The sequence below is a fragment of the Achromobacter sp. Marseille-Q4954 genome, from assembly GCF_943737025.1.
Classification (GTDB): domain Bacteria; phylum Pseudomonadota; class Gammaproteobacteria; order Burkholderiales; family Burkholderiaceae_B; genus Achromobacter; species Achromobacter bronchisepticus_A.
In genome coordinates this window covers 2,591,387-2,606,476 of sequence record NZ_CALSFQ010000001.1, presented here as the reverse complement: position 1 = coordinate 2,606,476, position 15,090 = coordinate 2,591,387, and the positions used below count along the sequence as shown (strand labels likewise).

Below are 15,090 nucleotides of genomic sequence, written 5' to 3'. Positions count from 1 at the left end.
AGGACTCATCATGATTGCTCGCATCGCTCCCTTCTTCGCCCGCGCCGCCGACAGCGACCTCTGGCACAGCTTCAAGCGTTCGCCCGGCGCCATCATCGCCGCGATCGTCACGCTGGCCATCCTGCTGGGCGCGCTGTTCGCCCCCGTGGTCGCGCCGCACAACCCCTTTGACCTGGCGTCCCTGAGCATCATGGACGCCAATACGCCGCCGGCCTGGGAAGAGGGCGGCAGTCCCGATTTCCTGCTGGGCACCGACGACCAGGGCCGCGACATCCTGTCGGCGGTGCTGTATGGCTCGCGCGTGTCGCTGCTGGTGGGCTTCGCCTCGGTGCTGTTCTCGATGGTGCTGGGCGTGACGCTGGGCCTTATCAGCGGCTACGCCGGCGGCCGCATCGACAGCTTCATCATGCGCATCGCCGACGTGCAGCTCTCGTTTCCCGCCATCCTGGTGGCGCTGCTGATCGACGGCGTGGCGCGCGGCCTCCTGCCGCGCGACATGCACGACCAGCTCGCGCTCTACGTGCTGATCTTCGCCATCGGCATCTCCGGCTGGGTGCAATACGCGCGCACCGTGCGCGGCTCCACGCTGGTGGAACGCAACAAGGAATACGTGCAGGCGGCGCGCCTCATCGGCATCGGCCCCTTCACCATCCTGCGCCGCCACATCCTGCCCAACGTGATGGGACCGGTGCTGGTCATCGCCACCATCCACCTGGCCATCGCCATCATCACCGAAGCCACGCTGTCCTTCCTGGGCGTGGGCGTGCCACCCACAGCGCCATCGCTGGGTACGCTGATCCGCATCGGCAACAGCTACCTGTTCTCGGGCATGTGGTGGATCTCCATCTTCCCCGGCATCGCGCTGGTGGCGCTGGTGCTGTCGGTCAACCTGCTGGGCGACTGGCTGCGCGACGCGCTCAACCCCAAGCTGCGCTGAGGACGCCATGGCCCTGTTGAACATCGACGATATCCGCATCGAATTCCCCAGCCGCCGCGGCACGCTGGTAGCCGTGGACGGCGTCTCGCTTTCCTTGGAAAAAGGCGAGATCCTGGGCGTGGTAGGTGAATCCGGCGCCGGCAAGTCCACCATCGGCAACGCCGTGATCGGCCTGCTGGAGGCTCCTGGCCGCCTGGCGGGCGGCTCCGTGCTGCTGAACGGCGAACGCATCGACACGCTGACCCCGGCGCAGCAGCGCAAAGTGCGCGGCCGTCGCATCGGCATGATCTTCCAGGATCCGCTGACCTCGCTGGACCCGCTGCAGACGGTGGAAAGCCAGCTGGTCGAGACCATGCAGGTGCACCTGAACCTGTCCCACGCCGAAGCGCAGAAGCGCGCGGTGCAGTTGTTGGCGCAGGTCGGCATCGACAAGCCGGAACTGCGCGTCAAGCAATACCCGCACCAGTTCTCCGGCGGCATGCGGCAACGCGTGGTGATCGCGCTGGCGCTGTGCTGCGAGCCCGAAGTCATCATCGCCGACGAACCCACCACCGCGCTCGACGTGTCGATCCAGGCGCAGATCCTGGAACTGCTCAAGAAGCTGTGCCGTGAAGAGCAGGTGGGCATGATCATCATCACGCACGACATGGGCGTGATCGCGGACGTGACGGACCGCGTGGCGGTGCTGTACCACGGCAAGCTGGTGGAACAAGGCCCCACATCCAAGATCCTGGGCGACCCCGACCATCCCTACACGCGCAGCCTGATCTCGGCCGTGCCGCGTCCCGACATCAAGCTGCGGCGCTTCCCGCTGGTAACTTACATCGAGGACGTAAAGAAGCCGGCGCAACCGCTGGACCTGGCCACGCACTGGCTGGGCCAGCGCCGCGACTTCGGCGCGCGCACCGGCGGCCCGCTGGTGCAGGTCAACGACCTGAGCATGCGTTTCGTATTGAAGAATGCCCTGCTCAAGCGCAACCAGCGCACGCTGGACGCCGTCAAACGCGTCAATTTCTCCATCGGCGAGGGCGAGGTCTTCGGCCTGGTGGGCGAGTCCGGTTCGGGCAAGTCCACGGTGGCGCGGCTGATCTCCGGCCTCTACACGCCGAGCGAAGGCTCGGTCAATTTCGGCGGCACGGACCTGACCGCGCTCAAGGGCGAGAAACAGCTGAACCCATTCCGGCGGCAGATCCAGATGATCTTCCAGGATCCGTTCTCTTCGCTCAATCCGCGCATGCGGGTACTGGACATCGTGGCCGAGCCGATCCGCTTCCACAAGCTGGCGGCCAGCGAAGCGGAAACGCGCCGCATCGTGGCCGACCTGCTGGACGTGGTGGGCCTGGCCGATCGCGCCGCCGAGCGCTTTCCGCACGAGTTCTCGGGCGGCCAACGGCAGCGCATCTGCATCGCGCGCGCGCTGGCCACGCGACCGCGTTTCCTGATCTGCGACGAACCGACCTCGGCATTGGACGTGTCCATCCAGGCGCAGATCCTGAACCTGCTGAAGGACCTGCAGGAGGAACTCGGGCTGACCATGCTGTTCATCAGCCACGACCTGCCGGTGATCCGCCAGATGTGCGACCGCGTGGGCGTGATGCGCTATGGCGAACTGCTGGAAGTGGCCAACACCGAAGACCTCTTCGAACGTCCGCAGCATCCCTACAGCCAACACCTGCTTGGCCTCATGCCCCGCCTGCAATCCATGTCCCGCGAGGGGCTGGACGTGGCGGGGTAGCGCCAGGCGCAACCCGGAGCGAGACATGACGGCGACACGACAGACCCTGTTCATAGGCGGCCAGGTTTTCGACGGCAAGGGCACGCTGCTGCCCAACCACGGCGTGCTGGTCGACGGCCGGCACGTGGCGCGCGTGGCGCCGGCCGGCGAGTTTTCCGGCTATGCCGGCGCGACCGTGCGCACGGACGGCATGACGCTGATGCCCAGCCTGGCCGACTGTCACGTCCATCTGGTCTACACCGGCGGCGCGGATCCCAATGCGCAACTGAGCAAGCAAGGCCCCGCGCAGATCACGCTGACGGCGCTGGAGAACGCCCAGGCCAGCCTGCGCGGCGGCGTCACCGCGCTGCGCGATTGCGGCGGCAAGGACTACCTGGAATTCGGCGTGCGCGACGCCATCGCGCGCGGCGTGTTCCCCGGCCCCACGATCAGGGCTTCGGGCCGCATCATCTGCATGACGGGCGGCCACGGCAACCGCATCGGCCGCGTGGCCGACGGCTGTGAGGACGTGATCAAGGCGGTGCGCGAACAGGTCCACGCCGGCTGCGACCTGGTGAAGATCATGGCCACGGGCGGTGTCATGACGCCAGGCGTCAGCCCCATGGACGCGCACTACAGCTTCGACGAAATGAAGGCCGGCGTGCATGAGGCCAAGCGCTTTCGCAAGAGCACCGCCAGCCATGCGCAGGGCACGCTGGGCATCCTGAATGCGGTGCGCGCCGGCATCGATTCCATCGAGCACGGCATCTTCATGGACGACGAATGCCTGCGCGAGATGCTGGACGCCCAGACCTATCTGGTGCCCACCATCGCCGCGGTGCGCAACATCATCGCCAACGCCGACAACGGCATCCCCGCCTACGCGGTCGAGAAGGCGCGCGCGGTGGAGCAGCGCCACCGCGAGTCGTTCCAGATGTACTACAAGGCAGGCGGGCGCATCGCGCTGGGCACCGACGCCGGCACCCCGTTCAACCTGCACGGCGAGAACGCCATGGAACTCGCCTACATGGTCGAGTTCGGCATGACGCCCGTGGACGCGCTGATCGCCGGCACCTCGCGCGGACATGACCTGATGGGCATGGACCAGCACGGCGCCATCGCCGAGGGCAACGTGGCCGATCTGCTGCTGGTGCAGGGCGATCCCACCGAGGACATCATGAAGGCGGCCGACAAGCGCTTCCACGTCGCGGTGCTGCGCAACGGCGAAGTGGCTGCCGGCGCCTTGCCGCGCTGAAACGCAACAGCCTCGGCCCGCAATAAAAAAAGGCCGCCGCGCCCAGGGCGCGGCGGCCTTTGTATAGCTCGATGCGAGAGACTGGCCGGCTTAGCGGGCGCCGCCCATCGCGCCGCTCATGACCATCATCAGGAACTGTTCGACCGGCATCTTCTTGCCGTTGAAGTCGACCTGGCCGTCAGCGTAGTTCAAGTAGGTCACGATGTTGTTGTTTTCGACCTTGGCCATGCCCATGGCGGTGGCCATGGTGCCAACCATTTCAGCCTGACCCTTAGCGGTCTGCTGAGCCTGCTCGGCCGGCACGCCGCGCACCTGGGGTTCGATGGCCATCAGGTCGCTCAGGTTGCCCTTGGACAGCACCAGCTTGGCGTTGAGCTTGCGGATCACCTGCTTCAGCGTGTCGGCGAACTCACCGTCCAGCGAGGCCGGCTTGGCCATGTCCAGATCCAGGTTGAAGGTCGACGTACCGTTGGCCGTGCGCACTTCCAGCGGCGAGACCGCCAGCGTCGGGTTGCCGGCCAGCAGCAGTTCGACGTTGGTCTTGATGACCTGCTTTTCTTCGTCCGTGAACTGGGGCGACTGTTCTTCGCCCTTGCTCTGCATCATGCGGCGCGAAGCGGCTTCATAGACGTCGTTCAGCGCCTTGAAGGCCTTCGAATCCAGCTTCTGCGCGTCCAGCACCAGCTTCAGGCCGGCCATGTCCTTTTCCTGCACGTTGATCATGCCGAAATCCATGGCCATCTTCACGCCCATGAGCGAGTTGGCTTCGGTCATGTCGACGGTGATCGCGGTGTCCTTGAGCTGGACCGGCGGCTTTTCCTTGGACGTGATGGTCCAGTTCTTGAGCGCGACCTTCTGGCTGCCGACATACATGTCGTTCGACGCCGGCGTCATGTCGCTGGTCAAGGTCAGGCCGGTCATGGCCATGCTGACGATGTCGCTTTCTTCGGATTCGCCCGCCAGCGTCAGGCTGTCGGCCTTCAGCGCGACCGTGCCGTGCTTGCTGCCGGTGGCGTAGGTCACGTCGCCCTTCATGCCCGAGAACTTCAGGCTGTTGGCGTCCTTCGCGAACTCGACCGGAGCCATGTCGAAGTTGCCGCTGATGTTCTTGGCGTAGCTGACGCTATAGGCGCCGGACAGCGGCACCGCGCCCTTGGCGGCGGCGAACCATTCCTTGACCAGGGACGTTTCTTCCAGCTGGAAGCGGCTGGCCACCATGGCGGGCGCGAAGGAACCCGACTTCAGGTTGGACAGCGGGAAAGGTCCATGGTCCAGGTGCTCGACAAACAGCAGCTCGTGCTCCGTGACCGGCTGGCCGTCGGCGGGCGCCTCGGTGAACTTGATGCGGTAGCGCTCGGTGGACGAGAACACGCCACGGTCGAAGGACACCAGCTCAACCACGGGGGTCACGCCCCACTTTTCGCCGACCTTCTTCAGTTCAAGGTTGGCCTGCTCGATCGATTGCTTGACGAAAGCCTCGGCCTTCTGGCCCGTATACCAAGCCGTGCCGGTCCATACTGCGCCCAGCGCGACGACTACGCCCACAATTGCCGATTTTTTCATTGCGATCCTTTATTCTTCAAATGGATGAAAGCGGACGGATTATAGGGATTGCAGCCTAGGGAAAACACTTATTTCGTGCAAAGGCGCAGCAATGTGTTGCTTATTGATACAGAACTAGCCCGCCCGGGCGGTGCTGCAACGCCACATCAGCTACAATCCGTCGGTGCGTTTTGCCAATCTGCGCACGTCCGCTAGGCCCTTCGCTGCCGAGCTTCGCCCATCAGGGCGCTTCCCTTTTCTCCTTTATTCGTCCGCCTGGATTGGAGTCTCTCAACTTGAGCGACGGGCTGCCGCTGGAGTTGTTTTGACTACCTCTTCCCCTTTTGCCGACCTCGGGCTGGCTGATTCCCTGTTGCGCGCCATTGCCGAAACCGGCTACACCGCGCCCACCCCCATTCAGGCCCAGGCCATTCCCCAGGTCCTCAAGGGTGGCGACCTGCTCGCCGCCGCACAGACGGGCACCGGCAAGACCGCCGGCTTCACGCTGCCCATCCTGCACCTGCTGATGCAGAAAAAACCCGAGCTGCGCAAGCCCGGCCGTCCGCGTTGCCTGATCCTGACCCCGACGCGTGAGTTGACCGCGCAGGTCGAGGAATCGGTGCAGACCTATGGCAAGTACACCCCGCTGTCCTCCATGGTGATGTTCGGCGGCGTCAATATCAACCCCCAGATCTCCGCGCTGAGAAAGCCGCTGGACATCCTGGTCGCCACCCCCGGCCGCCTGCTGGACCACTGCGGCCAGAAGACCGTGGACCTGTCCGGCGTCGAAATCCTGGTGCTGGACGAAGCCGACCGCATGCTGGACATGGGCTTCATCCGCGACATCCGCAAGGTCCTCGCGCTGCTGCCCAAGCAGCGTCAGAACCTGCTGTTCTCGGCCACCTTCTCCGACGAGATCCGCACCCTGGCGCGCGGCGTGCTGAACAATCCGGGCGAAGTCTCCGTCACCCCGCGCAACACCGCCACCGAGCTGGTCACCCAGACGGTGCACATGGTGGAACAGCACCACAAGCGCGACCTCATCAGCCACATCATCCGCGAAAGCGGCTGGCACCAGGTGCTGGTGTTCACCCGCACCAAGCACGGCGCCAACCGCCTGGCCGAAAAGCTGGTCAAGGACGGCCTGACCGCCGCCGCCATCCATGGCAACAAGAGCCAATCGGCCCGCACCCGCGCCTTGGCCGGCTTCAAGGACAGCACCGTGACGGTGCTGGTCGCGACCGACATCGCCGCCCGTGGCCTGGACATCGACCAACTGCCCCAGGTGGTGAACTTCGAACTGCCCAACGTGCCTGAAGACTACGTGCACCGCATTGGCCGCACCGGCCGCGCCGGCGCCACCGGTGCCGCGGTCTCGCTGGTCGACAACAGCGAAATCAAGCTGTTGAAGGACATCGAGCGCCTGATCAAGAAGACCATCGAGCGCAAGCCCGTGGAAGGCTGGACGCCGCCGGCCACGACCGCCGCGGCTTTCGACCGCCAGGAACGCGACGAAGACAACCGCAGCCCGCGCGGCGGCGGCGGCCGCAATGGCGGCCGTAGCGGCAACGGCAATGGCAACGGCGGCCGCTCGCGGCCGGCCCAAGGCCAGGGCCAGTCCCGCGCCGCGGCTGGCGGCCGCGCCCCCGCCCCGGCCCGTGCCGGCGGCGAAGGCCGCGCCAACCATGGCTCGCGCGACGGCAAGCCCGCCGACCGTCCGGCCCACGCTGGCCGCAACGAAGGCCGTCCGCAACAGAACCACCGCCGTCCGGAAGGCTCCGGCCGCGCCGCAGGCAATGGCGGTTCCGGACGCCCCGCAGGTGCGCCGCGCGCCGCGCTGCTGAGCAAGTAATATCACCGCAACCGCCCCCCACGGACCCGCGCCATGCCCTTATCTACCTGGTTGACGTTCTTCCTGGCCTCCTGGGCCATTTCGTTCTCGCCTGGCGCGGGCGCGATCTCGGCGATGTCCTCCGGCCTGAAATACGGCTTTGCGCGCGGCTACTGGAACACGGCCGGCCTGATCATGGGCATCCTGTTCCAGTTCGTGGTGGTGGCCGTGGGCCTGGGCGCGGTGCTGGCCACGTCCGAGATGGCCTTCAACGTGGTCAAGTACCTGGGTGTGGCCTACCTGATCTACCTGGGCGTGCGCCAGATCCGCACGGATGCGGCGCCTGTCACGGTGGATTCCGGCGACCCCAAGCGCGCCACGATCCGTGAACTGGTGCTGCGCGGTTTCCTGATCAACACCATGAACCCCAAGGGCACGGTGTTCCTGCTGGCCGTGGTGCCGCAGTTCGTGGACACCGCGCTGCCGCTGACGCAGCAATACGCGGCCATCGCCGCCACGCTGGCGTTCACCGACCTGGTGGCCATGGGCGTGTACACGCTGCTGGCGGCGCGCGTGCTGCGCCTGCTGCGCAGCGCCAAGCATATCCGCTGGATGAACCGGACCTTCGGCTCGCTCTTCATCCTGGCCGGCGTGTTCCTGGCTTCGTTCCGCCGCCATTCCTGAACCTCATGCGCGGGGCATGCGCCGGCGACGGTGCATGCCCCGCGCGTTTTCATGCCCGATACCGGACCGCGCCGGGCCCAAAAGCGGCGCCAAGTAAAATCCTTCCGATCATGAACATCCCTCACGAAGTAGCGCGGCGCCGTACGTTCGCCATCATTTCCCACCCCGACGCGGGCAAGACGACACTGACCGAAAAGCTGTTGCTGTTCGCAGGCGCGATCCAGATCGCCGGCAGCGTCAAGGCGCGCAAGGCTTCGCGCCATGCCTCGTCCGACTGGATGGAAATCGAAAAGCAGCGCGGCATTTCCGTGGCGTCCTCGGTGATGCAGATGGAATACCGCGATTGCGTCATCAACCTGCTCGACACCCCGGGCCACGCGGACTTCTCCGAAGACACGTACCGGGTGCTGACGGCGGTGGACGCCGCACTCATGGTGATCGACGCCGCCAACGGCGTGGAACCGCAAACCATCCGCCTCTTGCAGGTCTGCCGCGCGCGCAACACGCCCATCATCACGTTCATCAACAAGATGGACCGCGAAGTGCGCGAACCTTTGGAACTGCTGTCCGAGATCGAAGGCCACCTGGGCATGGACGCGGTGCCGTTCTCCTGGCCGGTCGGCATGGGCAAGGCTTTCGGCGGCGTGTTCGACATCCGCCAGGACCGCATGCGCGTGTTCCGTCCTGGCCAAGAGCGCCGCTCGGACAAGGACGACTTCATCGAAGGCCTGAGCAATCCCGAAATAGCCCGGCGCTTCGGCTCGGCGTTCGAGCAGGCCAGCGGCGAGATCGAACTCATCAACGAAGCCGCGCCCGCCTTCGACCGCGAGCAGTTCCTGGCCGGCAAGCAGACACCCGTGTTCTTCGGCTCCGCCATCAACAACTTCGGCGTGCAGGAAGTGCTGGACGCGCTGGTCGAACAGGCGCCGCCCCCGGGCCCGCGCGAGTCCATGCAGCGCCTGGTGCAGCCCGTGGAACCCAAGTTCACCGGCGTGGTTTTCAAGGTGCAGGCCAACATGGATCCCGCCCACCGCGACCGCGTCGCGTTCGTGCGCGTGAGCTCGGGCCGCTTCGAGCGCGGCATGCGCCTGAAAGTCGCGCGCACCAACAAGGAAATGCGCCCCAACAACGTGGTGTCCTTCCTGTCGCAGCGGCGCGAGCTGCTGGACGAGGCCTATGCCGGCGACGTGATCGGCATTCCCAACCACGGCGTGCTGCAACTGGGCGACGTGCTGACCGAAGGCGAGACGCTGCAGTTCACCGGTCTGCCGTTCTTCGCCCCCGAGCTGTTCCAGGCCGTGGAAGTGAAGGACCCGCTGCGCACCAAACAGTTGCGTACCGGCCTCACCCAATTGGGCGAGGAAGGGGCCATCCAGGTGTTCCGTCCCGAGGCCGCCGGCGGCTCGCTGCTGCTGGGCGCAGTCGGACAACTGCAGTTCGAAGTGGTCGCGCACCGCCTGAAGACCGAGTACGGCGTGGACGCGCGGATGCTGCCTTCCCGCTACACAATGGCACGTTGGATTACGTCTGAAAACCCCAAGGCGCTGCGCAAGTTCATGGATGCCAATGCCGCCCATATCGCCTATGATGTTGTGGATGCGGCGGCGTTTTTGATCGGTTCTCCCGCGCAGTTGCGCGTGGCCGAGGAACTGTATCCCGATGTGAAATTCCATGCCATGCGGGAGCACGGCGGCAAGGTTTTCGGAGACAAAGCGTAGACCCGTTGGGGTCCCGCACGGCAGATGAGGGTAGCAATGTCTTGGCGTTTCTTATTCGCAACGCTCCTGATCGCGCTTGGCGCGTCGGCCTGGGGCGGTATTCAACTGGGTGATTGGCTGGTGGCGCATGCGCCGGTGGCCGCGCCCGCTCCTGGCCAGGATGCCGCGGCATCCCAGCAACCCGTGCTGGATGCCAACGGCCGTCCTTACGTGGCCCAGCCTCCGCAGCCGCGCATCGACGGCACCTTGGGCGTGCCCGACAAGCCGTCCGACCGCGAGTGGCAGGTCAACACCGTGTCCCTGTTCGACAGCGTCAGCGATCCCGCGGTGAAGATCTCGCGCGAACGCATCAGTCCGGATCAGGCCCGCGAAATCGCGGCGGCTTCGCAAGTGCCGCTACCCTCGGGCGCGTCTGACGTCAGCACGCTGGATCTGCAGGCTCCCGGCACGTCCACCGCCATCAATGGCGGCCAGGTCCAGGCCGGTGGCTACGGCACGCCGCAAATGGTCCAGGCGCCCCCGCCGCCCCCGAACACCGCTCAGGCGCCCGGCGCCCTGGGCTGGCAGGACGCGCTCAAGCGCGAACTCGCGCATTGCGCCACGCAAGGCTTCTTCGAGCGCCCCTCGTGCTCCTGGGCCGCGCGCAACAAGTACTGCGGGCCCAACCGCGCCTGGGGCACCATGGCCGAGTGCCCGGCTCGCCCGAATTGACGTATCGGCGCGCGGCATGCGCCGCGTGGCACCGACAAAAAAAATGGAGCCCCACGGGGCTCCATTTTTATGACCGGAACATTACTCCGGCACGGACATCTGGCTTTGCAGATAGTTCTGGATGCCGACCTTGTCGATCAGGTCGATCTGCGTTTCCAGATAGTCGATGTGCTCTTCGGTGTCGTCCAGGATGTCCTGGAACAGATCGCGCGAGACATAGTCGCGGACCGATTCGCAATGCGCGATCGCTTCCTTCACGGTCGCCTGCGCGCCTTGCTCCAGCTTCAGGTCACAGGCCAACAATTCCGGCACGTCCTCGCCGATCAGCAGCTTGTGCAGGTCCTGCAGGTTGGGCAGGCCGTCCAGCATGAAGATGCGCGCGATCAAGCGATCCGCATGCTTCATTTCGCCGATGGACTCTTCGTACTCGTGCTTGCCCAGCTTGTCGAAGCCCCAATGGTTCAGCATGCGGGCATGCAGGAAATACTGGTTGATGGCCGTCAGTTCGTTGGTCAGTTGCTTGTTCAGGAACTGGATGACGGTTTTGTCGCCTTTCATGATGGACTCCTTGCAGTCAGGCGCGACGCAGATGCATCGCGACAAAGGAGCGCACGATGCCGCGCGTACGCAACCCCGGCAGACTACCATCTGGCGCGGGGCCGCGCCTAGCCTTGCGCTGTATTTGGTAAACCGCTTTAGGACCGCTACAAGAAAGCGACAAGCTAATGAGAATGAGTATGCGTGCCTGATGCCTTGCATACGCGCATCAATGCCTGCGCGGCCTGACGCTGCGCGATGCGGCGGAATCCGTCGTCCGATCGGCACAACCGCATGCGCCGATATGCCATCTGCCTGCACGAAACGCGCCAGCTTGCGGCCGGCGGCGTTTCGTTGCGGATCGGCAACCCCGGCTGCGGCGGCGCGTTACTCGGCGCGCCGCGTCGCCAACCAGATGCCCAACGCGATCGGAACGATGCCCATCAAATCCAGCCACGACACGTGCTCACCCAGCACCAGCCACCCGAACAGCAGGCCCAGCGGCGGCATCAGGAAATGCAGCGCGCTCGCCGCCGTGGCGCTGGCACGGCCCAGGATCATGAACCACAGGTAGTAGCCGCCCATCGACACCGCGACGATCATGTAGGCCATGCTCCAGAACAGGCTGGCGGTCATGCGCGCGTCGCCGATGTTCTCGTGCATCAACGCGAAGGGCAGCAAGGCTGCGGCGCCGGCCAGGGACTGTATGCCCGTGGACGTCCACAGGCCCGAGGACGGCTTCAAACGCTTGTAGAGCAGCGTGCCCGCCACCAACGCCACCAGGCCGCCCGTGACCAGCAGCGTGCCATGCAGGTCCTCCTGCATGCCCGACAAGCGCGAACGCAGCACCAAGGCCACGCCCGCCAATCCCAGGCACAGGCCCAGCAGCTTGCGCCAACCCAGCCGCTCGCCCAGCACCGGACCGGCCAGCACGCCGATAAGCAGCGGGTTGGTGCTGATCAGCACCGCAGTGAACGCCGACGACACCGTCGTCATGCCCGACCAGCTCAGGCCCAGGTACAGCGCGTTGTTCAGCGCCCCCAACAGGATCAGCGCAGCCAGGTCACGCGCGCCCGGCATCTTCCAACGGCCGCTCGCTGCCGCCAGGCCCAGCATCAACGCTCCCGCGATCAGGAAGCGGATGGTCAGCAAGGTCAGCGGCGGACAGTCCCGCACGGCGATCTTGGCCGCGGCGAACGCCGAGCTCCACAGAAAGCAAAACGCTGCGATGGGCGCCCAACTGATGCCCGGCGAGGCTTGAGCGGGAAGGGCGGCGGCAGAAAGGGTCGAGGAGGCCTTCATGATGAGTCCGGAAGGTGGCGCTGAGCCGCGGTGGCGGCGGATGGACGAATTCTGCGCGGCCGCCCATCCATTGACAAACTCTTTATTCGGATCGAAAGTATTTAAAAAATGAATGCATGGAGCGGCCGATGCCAGACCTCGATCTTTTGCACAGTTTCGTGTCCGTCGTGGATGCCGGCGGCTTCACCGCGGCGGGCGAACGCGTGCACCGCAGCCAATCCACCGTCAGCCAGCAGATCCGCAAGCTGGAGGAATCCTTGGAATGCGCACTGTTCGTGCGCGAAGGCCGCCAGGTCTCGCTGACCGAGGACGGCGAACGGCTTCTGGGCTACGCGCGGCGGATGCTGGCCCTGTCCACGGAGGTCCGGGAAGCCGTCAGCGGACGCAAGCGCGTGGACGTGATCCGGCTGGGTATCCCGGACGACTTCGCGGCCGACACACTGACCATCCTGGTATCGGAATTTGCGCGGTCCCGTCCGGGCGTGCGGCTATCGGTCCGCTGCGACCTGACCTCGGCGCTCACCCGCGCACTGGAACGCGGCGACCTGGACGTGGCGCTGCTCAAGCGCGAGCCCGGCGCGGGCGCCGCGTTGGCCGCCTGGCCCGAACAATTGCATTGGATTGGCGCCCCGGGGCTGGACGTCCCGGCAACCGAGCCGGTACCGCTGGTCGCGTTTCCGCAGGGCTGCATCTACCGCAACCGCGCCATCCATGCCCTGGAAGCTGCGGGCCGGCACTGGCGCATCGCCTACGAAAGCCCGAACCTGATGGGCTTGCAAGCGGCATTGACTGGGGGGTTGGGGGTGGCGCTGCTGGAGCGGCGCTGCCTCTTGACGGATCATCGGATCATCGATGCGGGCCTGCCTGCGGTGCCGTCGACCGAACTGGCGCTATGCCTGGCCGACACGGTGCGCGAGCCTGCGCGTCAGCTGGCAATGGCTATCCGGGAATTCTGCGAGAAAGAAGCGACGCGGCCCGCTGCGTGACGGCAGCGAGCCGGAAAGAAACGGCTATCCTCAGGCGATCGCGACCAGGGGAATCGGGAAGCTGCTGTTGGCAGCAGGCGCGCCCGACTCGACCAAAGCGGCCGGAGGATTGACCGGAACGGCAATGGAACGCACGTCGCACACGCTGGAGCAGCGGCCGCCTGGCAGGTATTCGGTGGCGGTAGCCGCGCAGCAGCCGCAGCACGTAGCCACGCCCAGCTCGAATTGCAGGTCGGAAAGCGTCGTCGCGCCCGCGTCCACGCTGGCGCGGACTTGGCGTTCGGTGATGGCATTACATACGCAAATGTACATGAGAATAATTATCGAAAATTATTCTGCTACTGACAAGCCCCGCGCGCAAATAAATTTGCAACCAAAGTGTCACGCAAGTCTTTGAAATTAGGGACGAATTTTCCCAACCCCGTCCCTCATTTCAAGAACCCGTTCAGCGGGCTGCCGCCTGCGCCTTGCGCAACGCCGCCGGGGCGATCCGCAGCGCTTCCCGGTACTTTGCCACCGTCCTTCGGGCGATGACTATCCCCTGATCAGCCAGCTTTTGCATGATCTGGCTGTCGGACAAAGGCTTGGCCCGGTTCTCTTCGGCCACCATCTGGCGGATGAAGGTCTGCACCGCCGTGGCCGAGGTGGCATCCCCGCCATCCGTCGAAACCCCCGTACCAAAGAAGCGCTTGAGCTCCAGCGTGCCAAACGGAGTGAGCATGTACTTCTGCGTTGTGGCCCGTGAAATGGTGGATTCGTGCAAACCGAGCTCACCGGCGATGTCCTTCAGGATGAGAGGCCGCATGGCGGCCGGCCCCTGGCTGAAGAAGGCCGTCTGGTGCTGCACGATGGCTTGGGCCACGCGCAGGATGGTGTCGAAGCGCTGCTCCACGTTGCGGATCATCCAACGGGCCTGCTGCAGCTGCGATTGCAGCCCCGCATGCGCGGATTCCTTCTGGTTGCCCAGCATCTGGGCGTACAGCCCGTTGATCTGCAGCTTGGGCACGGCGGCGCTGTTGAGGGTGACCTGCCAGCCGCCGCGCGTCTTGCGCACGATGACGTCCGGCACCGCGTAGTCGGCCGCGGGCACGGTCCAGGCACGCCCGGGGCGGGGCTCCAGGCGCAGGATGAGGGCGTGGGCCGAGCGGAACGTGGCCTCATCGCAGCCCACGGCCGCGCACAGGCGCGCGGCGTTGCCCGTCGCCAGCAGCGCGAGGTGCTGCGCGCAGATCTGGCGGGCACAAGCCAGGACCGCGGCGTCCGCCGCTTCGGGCAGCCGATCCAGATCCGGGTTGCGTAGCTGCAACAACAGGCATTCCGCCATGTCGCGCGCGCCTATGCCGGGCGGATCGAACGACTGCAACAGCGACAGGGCCGCCTTCAGCTCGTCGATGTCCGGTTCCAGTTCGGGCGGCAACCAGTCCAGGATTTCCTCCAGCGGCGATCCCAGGTAGCCGTTTTCGTCCAGTTCGTCGATCAGGAGGCCGGCCAGCGCAGCGTCGCGCGGCGCGGCGCGCGTCAGCATCAGCTGGCCCAGCAGATGTTCGCGCAGCGTATCCGGCCGGGCGGCCTCGGGGCGGCTGGAATCTTCGTCGGGGTAGACCCCGCCCGAGCCCGGCATTTCGTCCACCGGCGTCTCGCGTTCGACGGCGGGCTCGTCATCCTGCACCGAGGATTCGCGGTCGGACTCGGCCGGCGCCTCGGCCGACGGCGCTTCGTCCTGCCGCTCCAGCAGCGGGTTCTCCGCCAGCACCTGCGAAATCTCGGCTTCGAGGTCGAGCGTGGACAGCTGCAACAATCGGATCGATTGCTGTAGTTGTGGCGTCAGCGTCAAATGCTGACCTGGTCGCAGTTCTAAAATTGGACGGGTCAT

At 65.6% G+C, this 15,090-nt stretch carries 13 protein-coding genes; 8 read left to right on the top strand and 5 right to left on the bottom strand.

What is annotated here, in order from left to right; genetic code table 11:
• The first annotated feature begins 10 nt into the window (after positions 1–10).
• Genes NGK62_RS12275 through NGK62_RS12265 form a run of 3 tightly spaced genes read left to right on the top strand, consistent with a single transcriptional unit; the run spans position 11 to position 3,906 of the window.
• Positions 11–937, top strand: a complete 927-nt coding sequence (locus NGK62_RS12275; protein WP_059376724.1) for an ABC transporter permease — start codon at positions 11–13, stop codon at positions 935–937.
• A 7-nt stretch (positions 938–944) separates the two neighbouring features.
• Complete coding sequence (locus NGK62_RS12270) at positions 945–2,672, top strand: ABC transporter ATP-binding protein (protein WP_251878494.1); 1,728 nt, start codon at positions 945–947, stop codon at positions 2,670–2,672.
• Between the two features lie 25 nt (positions 2,673–2,697).
• Positions 2,698–3,906, top strand: a complete 1,209-nt coding sequence (locus NGK62_RS12265; RefSeq protein WP_059376720.1) for a metal-dependent hydrolase family protein — start codon at positions 2,698–2,700, stop codon at positions 3,904–3,906.
• 90 nt (positions 3,907–3,996) lie between these two features.
• Here the strand turns inward: NGK62_RS12265 and NGK62_RS12260 are convergent, their stop codons facing one another.
• A complete protein-coding gene (locus tag NGK62_RS12260; protein ID WP_251878492.1) occupies positions 3,997–5,469 on the bottom strand; it encodes a YdgA family protein in 1,473 nt (490 codons plus the stop codon).
• A 304-nt stretch (positions 5,470–5,773) separates the two neighbouring features.
• Here NGK62_RS12260 and NGK62_RS12255 point away from each other — a divergent pair, with 304 nt between their 5' ends.
• The 4 genes from NGK62_RS12255 (at position 5,774) to NGK62_RS12240 (ending at position 10,392) form a co-directional block, all read left to right on the top strand.
• The gene (locus NGK62_RS12255) at positions 5,774–7,300 is read left to right on the top strand and encodes a DEAD/DEAH box helicase (protein WP_187774072.1); all 1,527 of its coding nucleotides are present in this window, start codon (positions 5,774–5,776) and stop codon (positions 7,298–7,300) included.
• 33 nt (positions 7,301–7,333) lie between these two features.
• Positions 7,334–7,963 carry a LysE family translocator gene (locus tag NGK62_RS12250; RefSeq protein WP_059376713.1) on the top strand — a complete coding sequence of 210 codons (630 nt, stop codon included), beginning with the start codon at positions 7,334–7,336 and terminating at the stop codon, positions 7,961–7,963.
• Positions 7,964–8,073: 110 nt separating this feature from the next.
• The gene (locus NGK62_RS12245) at positions 8,074–9,681 is read left to right on the top strand and encodes a peptide chain release factor 3 (RefSeq protein WP_054455568.1); all 1,608 of its coding nucleotides are present in this window, start codon (positions 8,074–8,076) and stop codon (positions 9,679–9,681) included.
• A 24-nt stretch (positions 9,682–9,705) separates the two neighbouring features.
• On the top strand, positions 9,706–10,392 hold the full coding sequence (locus NGK62_RS12240) for a hypothetical protein (protein WP_187524009.1): 687 nt from the start codon (positions 9,706–9,708) through the stop codon (positions 10,390–10,392).
• 81 nt (positions 10,393–10,473) lie between these two features.
• On the opposite strand, the gene bfr is transcribed toward NGK62_RS12240, so the two are convergent.
• Together bfr and NGK62_RS12230 are read right to left on the bottom strand one after the other, a co-directional pair.
• On the bottom strand, positions 10,474–10,950 hold the full coding sequence (gene bfr / locus NGK62_RS12235; RefSeq protein ID WP_013390908.1) for a bacterioferritin: 477 nt from the start codon (positions 10,948–10,950) through the stop codon (positions 10,474–10,476).
• Positions 10,951–11,316: 366 nt separating this feature from the next.
• Positions 11,317–12,231, bottom strand: a complete 915-nt coding sequence (locus tag NGK62_RS12230; protein ID WP_118934759.1) for a DMT family transporter — start codon at positions 12,229–12,231, stop codon at positions 11,317–11,319.
• 128 nt (positions 12,232–12,359) lie between these two features.
• Here NGK62_RS12230 and NGK62_RS12225 point away from each other — a divergent pair, with 128 nt between their 5' ends.
• On the top strand, positions 12,360–13,217 hold the full coding sequence (locus tag NGK62_RS12225) for a LysR substrate-binding domain-containing protein (RefSeq protein WP_251878490.1): 858 nt from the start codon (positions 12,360–12,362) through the stop codon (positions 13,215–13,217).
• A 30-nt stretch (positions 13,218–13,247) separates the two neighbouring features.
• On the opposite strand, the gene NGK62_RS12220 is transcribed toward NGK62_RS12225, so the two are convergent.
• Positions 13,248–13,529, bottom strand: coding sequence for a (2Fe-2S)-binding protein (locus NGK62_RS12220; RefSeq protein ID WP_054455575.1), 282 nt, complete (start codon positions 13,527–13,529; stop codon positions 13,248–13,250).
• 133 nt (positions 13,530–13,662) lie between these two features.
• Entirely contained in the window at positions 13,663–15,090 is a 1,428-nt protein-coding gene (gene rpoN, locus NGK62_RS12215; protein WP_464091223.1) for an RNA polymerase factor sigma-54, read from the bottom strand.

Excerpts from the sequence above, each read along its gene's own strand:
- NGK62_RS12275 (WP_059376724.1), top strand. The coding sequence starts at position 11 with ATGATTGCTCGCATCGCTCCCTTCTTCGCCCGCGCCGCCGACAGCGAC.
- NGK62_RS12270 (WP_251878494.1), top strand. The coding sequence starts at position 945 with ATGGCCCTGTTGAACATCGACGATATCCGCATCGAATTCCCCAGCCGC.
- NGK62_RS12265 (WP_059376720.1), top strand. The coding sequence starts at position 2,698 with ATGACGGCGACACGACAGACCCTGTTCATAGGCGGCCAGGTTTTCGAC.
- NGK62_RS12260 (WP_251878492.1), bottom strand. The coding sequence starts at position 5,469 with ATGAAAAAATCGGCAATTGTGGGCGTAGTCGTCGCGCTGGGCGCAGTA.
- NGK62_RS12250 (WP_059376713.1), top strand. The coding sequence starts at position 7,334 with ATGCCCTTATCTACCTGGTTGACGTTCTTCCTGGCCTCCTGGGCCATT.
- NGK62_RS12245 (WP_054455568.1), top strand. The coding sequence starts at position 8,074 with ATGAACATCCCTCACGAAGTAGCGCGGCGCCGTACGTTCGCCATCATT.
- NGK62_RS12240 (WP_187524009.1), top strand. The coding sequence starts at position 9,706 with ATGAGGGTAGCAATGTCTTGGCGTTTCTTATTCGCAACGCTCCTGATC.
- bfr (WP_013390908.1), bottom strand. The coding sequence starts at position 10,950 with ATGAAAGGCGACAAAACCGTCATCCAGTTCCTGAACAAGCAACTGACC.
- NGK62_RS12230 (WP_118934759.1), bottom strand. The coding sequence starts at position 12,231 with ATGAAGGCCTCCTCGACCCTTTCTGCCGCCGCCCTTCCCGCTCAAGCC.
- NGK62_RS12225 (WP_251878490.1), top strand. The coding sequence starts at position 12,360 with ATGCCAGACCTCGATCTTTTGCACAGTTTCGTGTCCGTCGTGGATGCC.
- NGK62_RS12220 (WP_054455575.1), bottom strand. The coding sequence starts at position 13,529 with ATGTACATTTGCGTATGTAATGCCATCACCGAACGCCAAGTCCGCGCC.
- rpoN (WP_464091223.1), bottom strand. The coding sequence starts at position 15,090 with ATGACCCGTCCAATTTTAGAACTGCGACCAGGTCAGCATTTGACGCTG.